This window comes from Sphaerotilus sp., from assembly GCF_041083715.1.
Taxonomy (GTDB): domain Bacteria; phylum Pseudomonadota; class Gammaproteobacteria; order Burkholderiales; family Burkholderiaceae_C; genus Sphaerotilus.
The window spans coordinates 1-8,453 of sequence record NZ_JBFPGY010000231.1; the positions used below are offsets into that span (position 1 = coordinate 1).

Sequence of the window (8,453 nt, forward strand, 5' to 3'; positions counted from 1 at the left end):
GCCTTCTCGGCATCGAGTTCGATGCGGATGGTGCCGAGGGTGGTCTGCAGATCGACTTGGGGGGCTGCCATGGTTATTTCTCCAGAGAGGCTTTCTTGATGAGGACCGGCTCCAGCGGGACGTTCTGTTCGCGCCCGACGTTGCCGGTGGGCACGGCACGGATCTTGTCGACCACGTCCATGCCTTCGACCACGCGACCGAACACCGCATAGCCGTTTCCGTCCTGCGTGTTGGGCTGGTCAAGAAAAGGATTGTCCTTCACGTTGATGAAGAACTGCGAGGTGGCCGAATCTGGGTCCATCGTTCGTGCCATGGCTACCGTGCCCCGGGTGTTTCTCAGGCCATTGCGGCTTTCCAGTGGAATAGGGGCACGGGTGGCCTTCTCCTTCATCGTGGTGTCTTTGCCGCCGCCCTGGATCATGAAGTTGCTGATCACGCGGTGGAACACGGTGCCGTCGTAGTGACCGGCCCTCACGTACTCGACGAAGTTGGCGACCGACTTGGGGGCCTTGGCGGCATCCAGATCGACCACGATGTCGCCCATCGAGGTGACCAGACGCACCTTCTCGGCGCTGGCGCCACCGCCGAGGGCCAGACCGAGGGCCAGGGCCGCCGCAGCGCGCACGAGCTGAGATGAACTCATTCCAACACTCCTTCAGAAAAGATCTTCCATTGTCCACGCTCCCGCGCCCAGTACTGGCGGCGCAGCGATCCGTGGACACTGCCCCGCAGCACTTCGCGGAAGGTGATGAACAGCGCGTCGTCGCCGCTTTGGGCTTCCAGCACCATCAGGTCGGACAACTGGCGCTCCCTGGTGCCGTGTTCGGCGGCGTCTTTCGCGAGCTGCCTGCGCCACTCCGCCTGGCCCTGCACGCCGTTGTCGAAGGACCGGGCGTACAGGGCCAGCAGCCGCTCCGGGTCTGGCTGCATGCGTGCCATCCGCCAGGATTCAGCCAGCGCGATGGCCGCGGACCGGCGCTCCGCCAGTGCCTTGGGACTGACCCATTCCAGGCGCTCGGCGATGACGACGGGCGTGCGGCGCGGCACGAGGTCGTGCATCAGCCGCTCCATGTCGGGGTTGGACAGCACGATGCAGCCGTTGCTGGAAAACGGCGCGTCTGCGTGCCGCTCGGCGCGGGTGCCGTGCAGCCAGATGTTGGCGCCAGTGCGGTGCAGGCGCCGGTCGTGCTCGTTCGGATAGCTCAGCGGCAGGGCGCCCGCGCCGTAGAAGTCGCCCACCTGCCGGCTGTCAAGCCGGCCGGTGATGTCGTAGACACCCAGCGGTGTGCGCAGATCGCCCTCGTCCTGTTTGCCGACGCCGAGGCGGCCGATGGCGGCGTAGAGGCTGGCGGTCGGCACGAGCTGTCCGGCGCGGTGCTCCAGCACGAACAGCCGCGAGCGCAGCCCATCGATCACCACCACCTGGCGCACCGAGGCCGGCAGCAGCAGCAATTCGCGGGGCACGGTGCCGGGCGGAGGCGGCTGTTGCCAGGCCTCCAGGCGCTGTCGGGCTTCCAGTTGCAGAGGGGCAATCTGCCGTGCCTGGCCGCCGGGCACCTGCGCGGAGCCGCGTCCGAAGCCGCGCAGCACGCCGCTGTGGGCCAGCAGCAGATCGCCGTAGACGAGCTGGGCCAGCGTGAAGCGCGGCTGGTCCCGCGCGAGCGATTCGGCGGCATCCAGCGCACGTGTCAGCTGTCCCTGCCCGATGAGCCGGTAGACCTCGATCAGGCGCTCTTCCGGCACGGCACGCTCGTTCTCCGGGACCACCTGCGTGACGGGGGGTGACGTCGTGGAGGTGGGTGGATCGACCGGGGGCACCGCCTGCGGACGCTTGTTCGAGGCCCAGGCGGTGGCGCCCAGGGCCAGCAGCACCAGCGACGCCAGCAGCGGCCGCAGCCAGGCCGAGAAATCGGTGGCCGGGGTGGCGATCCAGGCGGGCGAAGCGGAGGCCGGCACGTTCGCCACCGGCGGAGGCGCAGCGGGTGTCCGCGTTGGTGCGGGACTCCACTGCAGGCCGGTGTCTGCGCTCGGTGGCGTTTCACCGGACTGGAGGGCGGCAGCGTAGGCGTGGCGGGCCATGTTGAGTTGCAGTTGCAGCAGGTTGTCGTGCGCCAGCGCATGGATGCTGCTGGTGCGCAGGGCTTCGTCGAAACGCTGGCGTGCCTCGGTCAGGCGTCCCAGTCGGGCCAGTGCCACGCCCAGGTCGATCAGCGCCTGCGGATTGCCGGGCTGGCGTCGCACGCGCTCCTCGAAGAGGGGCAGCGCCTGTGCATCCTGCTGCTGCGAGACCAGCGCCATCGCCTGTTCGCGCAGCGAGTCAGTGGCCAGCGCCACAGGCTCGCCCGCGCCGGCCGATTGCATCAGGCCGGCAGTCAGCGACACCGCCAGCAGCCAGCGGGTGCAGTGCGCCTGGAGTTTGGTCATGGCTGGATTGTGCATATTTTGAACCAGCGCCTGCCCTCGGGACTCGGTCGAACCGGCCGCGTTGGCGGCGGTGCCGGGGCTATACTGCCCCGCCGTACCTGAGCTTTCGCACCCCAAGCGACCTGATCGATGACCCTGCGTATCCACAACAGCCTCACGCGCTCGCTCGAAGACTTCCAGTCCATCGACCCCGGCCATGTGCGCATGTACGTGTGCGGCATGACCATCTACGACTTCTGCCACATCGGCCATGCGCGCATGATGATGGCCTTCGACGTCGTGCAGCGCTGGCTGCGTGCCAGCGGCTGGCAGGTCACCTACGTGCGCAACATCACGGACATCGACGACAAGATCATCCGCCGTGCCGTGGAGCGCGGCATCACCATCCGCCAGCTCACCGACGAGATGACTGCGGCCATGCACGCCGACATCGGTGCGCTGGGCATCGAGCGCCCGACCCACGAGCCGCGTGCCACCGAGTACGTGCCGCAGATGCTGTCGATGATCGGCGCACTGCAGGAGAAGGGCCTGGCCTACCAGGCCGGCAATGGCGACGTGAACTACGCGGTACGCCGCTTCCCCGGCTACGGCAGGCTCTCGGGCAAGTCGCTCGACGACCTGCGCGCCGGCGAGCGTGTCGCAGTGGCCGACGGCAAGGACGACCCGCTCGACTTCGTGCTCTGGAAATCCGCGAAGCCGGAAGAGCCGGCGGATGCCAAGTACCCGTCGGCCTATGGCCCGGGCCGCCCCGGCTGGCACATCGAGTGCTCGGCGATGGGCTGCGCGCTGCTGGGCGAGACCTTCGATATCCACGGCGGCGGGCTCGACCTGCAGTTCCCGCACCACGAGAACGAGATTGCCCAGAGCGAAGGTGCGACCGGCAAGCTGTTCGTGCGCACCTGGATGCACAACGGCTTCCTGAACGTGGACAACGAGAAGATGTCCAAGTCGCTGGGCAACTTCTTCACCATCCGCGACGTGCTGAAGTCCTACGACGGTGAGACGCTGCGCTTCTTCATGCTGCGCGTGCACTACCGCAGCCCGTTCAATTTCAGCGATGCCGGTCTCGATGATGCCCGCAGCGCGCTGCGCCGGCTCTACACCGCGCTCGACGCTGTGGCGCCGGACACCCTTGGCGGCGAGATCGACTGGTCCCACCCTGCCGCGGCGCGCTTCCAGGCCGCGATGGACGATGACTTCAACACGCCGATTGCCGTGTCGGTGCTGTTCGATCTGGCCGGCGAGGTCAACCGCAGCCGCTCGGCCGCGACCGCCGCGCTGCTGTGGCGCCTGGGGGGCGTGCTGGGTGTGCTGCAGCAGGTGCCACGGCAGTTCCTGCAGTCGGGTGTCGGCACGCCTGCGGTCGACGAGGCGCACATTCAGGCGCAGATTGCTGCACGTGCAGCGGCCAAGGCCGCACGCAATTTCGCCGAGGCGGACCGCGTCCGCGCTGAACTGGCCGCGCAGGGCATTGTCCTCAAGGACAGTGCCCAGGGCACGACGTGGGTCCAGGCCTGACGTTCGCCACCGAGTCTCCCGCCATGAGCAATACCCCTGTGGACGAGGTCGGCGAGCCGCTGCTGGTGACGCCGCCCTACTGGGACGACGCCTGCGGTCACCTGTCGCGCCGCGACCGGGTGATGAGCAAGCTCGTCGAGCGCTTCGGCGCGGTGCGGTTGCAAAGCCGCGGCGATGCCTTCACCACACTGGCCCGTTCGATCGTCGGTCAGCAGATCTCGGTCAAGGCGGCGCAGTCGGTCTGGACACGGTTCGTTGCGCTCGGTGTCGGGTCGCGCTATCTGATCACGCCGGCCGCCGTGCTGGCGCTGCCGGAGCCGGTGCTGCGCAGCGCCGGACTGTCGGCGCGCAAGGTCGAGTACCTGTGCGATCTGGCCCGCCATTTCGCCGAAGGCGGCCTGCAGCAGTTCCAGTGGGACGCCATGGGCGACGAGGCCATCATCGACGAGCTGGTGGCGATCCGCGGCGTGGGGCGCTGGACGGCCGAGATGTTCCTGATCTTCTACCTGATGCGTCCGAACGTGCTGCCGCTGGACGATGTCGGTCTGATCAAGGGCATCAGCCTGAACTATTTCAGCGGTGAACCAGTTTCGCGTGCCGAAGCGCGCGAAGTCGCCGATGCCTGGGCTCCGTACCGGTCGGTGGCCACCTGGTATGTCTGGAGAAGTCTCGACCCATTGCCCGTCACGTACTAAACTTAAGTACTGACCCAGAAGGATCAATGCATATGAGCAAGAAACATTTCCTCGAATTCGAGCAGCCGATCGCCGAACTCGAAACCAAGATCGAGGAACTGCGCTACGTGCAAAACGAGTCGGCCGTCGACATCTCCGAAGAGATCGATCGCCTGTCCAAGAAGAGCCAGCAGCTGGCCAAGGATATCTACTCCAGCCTGTCGCCGTGGCAGGTCACGCAGATCGCCCGCCATGCCCAGCGCCCCTACACGCTGGATTACGTCAACGAGATCTTCACCGAGTTCCAGGAACTGCACGGTGACCGCTCGTTTGCCGACGACCAGTCCATCGTCGGCGGGCTGGCCCGCTTCAATGGCCGCGCCTGCATGGTGCTGGGCCACCAGAAGGGCCGCGACACGAAAGAACGTGCCGCACGCAACTTCGGCATGGCCCGTCCCGAGGGCTACCGCAAGGCGCTGCGCCTGATGAAAGTGGCCGAGAAGTTCGGGCTGCCGGTGTTCACGTTCGTGGATACCCCTGGCGCCTACCCGGGCATCGGTGCCGAGGAGCGCGGCCAGTCCGAGGCCATCGGGCGCAACATCTTCGAGATGGCACAGCTCGAAGTGCCCATCATCACCACCATCATCGGCGAAGGCGGCTCCGGTGGCGCGCTGGCCATCAGCGTGGCCGACCAGGTGCTGATGCTGCAGTTCTCGGTGTATTCGGTCATTTCCCCGGAAGGCTGTGCCTCGATCCTGTGGAAGACGGCCGAACGCGCCAGCGAGGCTGCTGACGCGCTGGGCATCACCGCGCACCGCCTGAAGGCGCTCGGTCTGATCGACAAGATCGTCAACGAGCCGGTCGGTGGCGCCCACCGCGACCACAAGCAGATGGCTGCCTACCTGAAGCGTGCGCTCAATGATGCGCTGCGCCAGGTCGTCGATCTGCCGACCAAGGAACTGCTGGACCACCGCTACAACCGCCTGCGCAGCTACGGCCGCTACACCGACACCAAGGCCTGATTCTCCGATCGGTCTGCCTGTGACGCTCCGTCCGCTGGCTGTGGCCTGCAGCGGCGGGCGCGATTCGATCGCGCTGCTGCACGCGACCTGGCGTGCAGCACGGGTGCTGGCCGACGACACTGGCCAGCTGCACCCGATCCACGCGCTCCATGTCCACCACGGACTGAGCCGTCATGCCGACGACTGGCTGGCGCACTGCGCCGACCAGTGCGCACGCTGGCGAGACAAGGGTGCCGATCTGCAGTTCCATGCCCGCCATCTCCGGTTGGCGCCGAAGTCCGGCGACAGTGTCGAAGCCCTGGCGCGCAGCGGACGCTACGCTGCGCTGGCGGACATGGCCCGCACCAGCGGCTGCGACACCGTGCTGCTGGCCCACCACCGCGAAGACCAGGCAGAAACCTTCCTGCTGCAGGCGCTGCGCGGCGCCGGGGCGGCCGGACTGGCGTCCATGCCAGCGTCCATCTGGCGCGACGGCATCTGCTGGCAGCGCCCGTGGTTGCGGCACCCGCGCGCTGCCATCGAGGCCTATGTGGCGCAGCATGGCCTGCAGCACATCGAGGATGACAGCAACGTCGACCCCCGCTACGCCCGCAACCGCCTGCGCCTGCAGCTGTGGCCGGCGTTGACGGCGGCGTTCCCGCAGGCGCCCCAGGTGCTGGGCGACGCCGCCCGCCATGCGCATGACGCGGCCGAGTGTCTGCAGGCGCTGGCTGAGATCGACCTCGGGGCGGTGGCGGTGGAGGATGGTCTGGATGCTGCGGCGGCTGTGGCACTGGGTGGCGCGCGACTGCGCAACCTGCTGCATCTGTGGCTGTGGCGTACAGCGGGGGAGCCGCCCCGGGCCAGCTGGCTGGACCGGCTGTCGCGGGAGCTGCCGGTGTGTGTCGACGCCCGTTGGCTGATGCCGGGGTCCGGTGAGCTGCGTCTGTGGCGAGGTGTGCTTCGCTGGGGTGCGATGACGCCGCAGGCCACGCCCGCGCAGTCCCTGGCCTTGCCGGACCTGCATGCCGAGCGAATCTGGCTGCTGCCAACCTTCGGCGGCGTGCTGTACATCGAGCGGGTCACGCAAGGTGGCATCGCGCTCGATCTGCTGCGGAGGCTGACGGCGCGACCGCGATCGGGCGGAGAGCAGTTCCAGAGGGCGGTCGGCACACCGCCCCGTGCGCTCAAGAAGCAGTACCAGCAGGCGGGGGTGCCTGCCGAAGGGCGTGGCGGGCCGTTGTTGTTCTCCGGCGAGCAGCTCGTGTTCGTCCCGGGACTGGGGCTGGATGCACGGGTTGTGGCGCCCGCTGGACAGCCGCAGGCCACGCTGCGCTGGCATGCGCACCACACCGGAGATTCCACTGACCAGGGAACCGGCTAAAATCGTGAGCTTTTCGACTCCCCAGCGAGCCACAACCCCATGGCTTTGATCGTTCACAAGTACGGCGGCACGTCGATGGGCTCGCCCGAGCGCATCCGCAACGTCGCCAAGCGCGTGGCCAAGTGGGCCCGCGCAGGCCACCAGATGGTGGTCGTGCCCTCCGCCATGAGCGGCGAGACCAACCGCCTGCTCGGCCTGGCCCGCGAAGTGTCCCCGGCCGTCCAGACCGCCGCCGTCACCCGCGAACTCGACATGATCGCCTGCACCGGCGAGCAGGTGTCGGTCGGTCTGCTGTCCCTGGCCCTGCAGGCCGAGGGCATGGACGCCGTCAGCTACTCTGGCTGGCAGGTGCCCATCCGCACCGACTCCGCCTACACCAAGGCGCGCATCCAGAGCATCGACGACGCCCGCGTGCGCGCCGATCTGGAGGCCGGCCGCGTGGTCGTGATCACCGGCTTCCAGGGCGTCGACGAGGACATGAACATCACCACGCTCGGCCGTGGTGGTTCGGACACCTCGGCAGTGGCGGTGGCTGCGGCGATGAAGGCCGACGAGTGCCTGATCTACACCGATGTGGACGGTGTCTACACCACCGACCCGCGTGTCGTGCCGGAAGCCCGCCGCCTGGCCACCGTCTCCTTCGAGGAGATGCTGGAGATGGCCTCGCTGGGCTCCAAGATCCTGCAGATCCGCTCGGTCGAGTTCGCCGGCAAGTACCGTGTGCCGCTGCGCGTGCTGTCGAGCTTCACCCCGTGGGACATCGCCATCGAGGAAGAGGCCAAGTCGGGCACCCTGATCACTTTCGAGGAAGACGAGAAGATGGAACAAGCCGTTGTGTCGGGCATCGCGTTCAACCGCGACGAAGCCAAGCTGACCGTGTTGGGCGTGCCGGACAAGCCCGGCATCGCCTTTGGCATCCTGGGCAAGGTTGCCGAGGCCAACATCGACGTGGACGTCATCATCCAGAACGTCTCGCACGACGGCAAGACCGACTTCTCGTTCACCGTCCACCGCAACGACTACCAGCGCGCCTTCGACCTGCTGAAGTCCGACGTGGTGCCGGCGCTGGGCGCGGCGGCGGTGGTCGGTGATACCAAGATCTGCAAGGTCTCGATCGTCGGCATCGGCATGCGCTCGCACGCTGGCGTGGCCAGCACGATGTTCCGTGCCCTCAGCGACGAGAGCATCAACATCCAGATGATCACCACCAGCGAGATCAAGACCTCGGTCGTGATCGACGAGAAGTACATGGAACTGGCCGTGCGCGCCTTGCACAAGGCCTTCGGTCTGGAGGGCGGGGCAGCCGCCTGACCGGTCCAGCAGGCCCATCCGGACTGTGTCCGTGAAAACGGAGTGCCAATCGGGCGCTCCGTTTTGCTTTTCAGGCACGGTGTGGATCCTGCGGCGGTTTCCGTCGATGGGTTTACAGCGCCTCCGAATTTGCGCTATAGT

7 protein-coding genes are annotated in these 8,453 nt (G+C 67.3%); 5 read left to right on the top strand and 2 right to left on the bottom strand.

What is annotated here, in order from left to right; all coding sequences use genetic code 11:
• Positions 1-73: 73 nt before the first annotated feature.
• The gene (locus AB3X43_RS10165) at positions 74-643 is read right to left on the bottom strand and encodes a peptidylprolyl isomerase (RefSeq protein WP_369429730.1); all 570 of its coding nucleotides are present in this window, start codon (positions 641-643) and stop codon (positions 74-76) included.
• A complete protein-coding gene (locus AB3X43_RS10170) occupies positions 640-2,424 on the bottom strand; it encodes a L,D-transpeptidase family protein (RefSeq protein WP_369429731.1) in 1,785 nt (594 codons plus the stop codon). The genes AB3X43_RS10165 and AB3X43_RS10170 overlap by 4 nt, the downstream gene beginning before the upstream one ends.
• 129 nt (positions 2,425-2,553) lie before the next feature.
• Between AB3X43_RS10170 and cysS the strand changes: the two genes are divergently transcribed.
• The 5 genes from cysS to AB3X43_RS10195 are packed head-to-tail and all read left to right on the top strand — an operon-like array spanning position 2,554 to position 8,312.
• Complete coding sequence (gene cysS / locus AB3X43_RS10175) at positions 2,554-3,942, top strand: cysteine--tRNA ligase (protein ID WP_369429732.1); 1,389 nt, start codon at positions 2,554-2,556, stop codon at positions 3,940-3,942.
• 23 nt (positions 3,943-3,965) lie between these two features.
• Positions 3,966-4,637, top strand: coding sequence for a DNA-3-methyladenine glycosylase family protein (locus AB3X43_RS10180; protein ID WP_369429733.1), 672 nt, complete (start codon positions 3,966-3,968; stop codon positions 4,635-4,637).
• 32 nt (positions 4,638-4,669) lie between these two features.
• Positions 4,670-5,638: an acetyl-CoA carboxylase carboxyltransferase subunit alpha gene (locus AB3X43_RS10185; protein ID WP_369429734.1), complete on the top strand. Its 969-nt coding sequence runs from the start codon at positions 4,670-4,672 to the stop codon at positions 5,636-5,638.
• Between the two features lie 19 nt (positions 5,639-5,657).
• On the top strand, positions 5,658-7,001 hold the full coding sequence (gene tilS / locus AB3X43_RS10190; protein ID WP_369429735.1) for a tRNA lysidine(34) synthetase TilS: 1,344 nt from the start codon (positions 5,658-5,660) through the stop codon (positions 6,999-7,001).
• A 39-nt stretch (positions 7,002-7,040) separates the two neighbouring features.
• A complete protein-coding gene (locus AB3X43_RS10195; RefSeq protein ID WP_369429736.1) occupies positions 7,041-8,312 on the top strand; it encodes an aspartate kinase in 1,272 nt (423 codons plus the stop codon).
• The last annotated feature ends 141 nt before the right edge of the window (positions 8,313-8,453 follow it).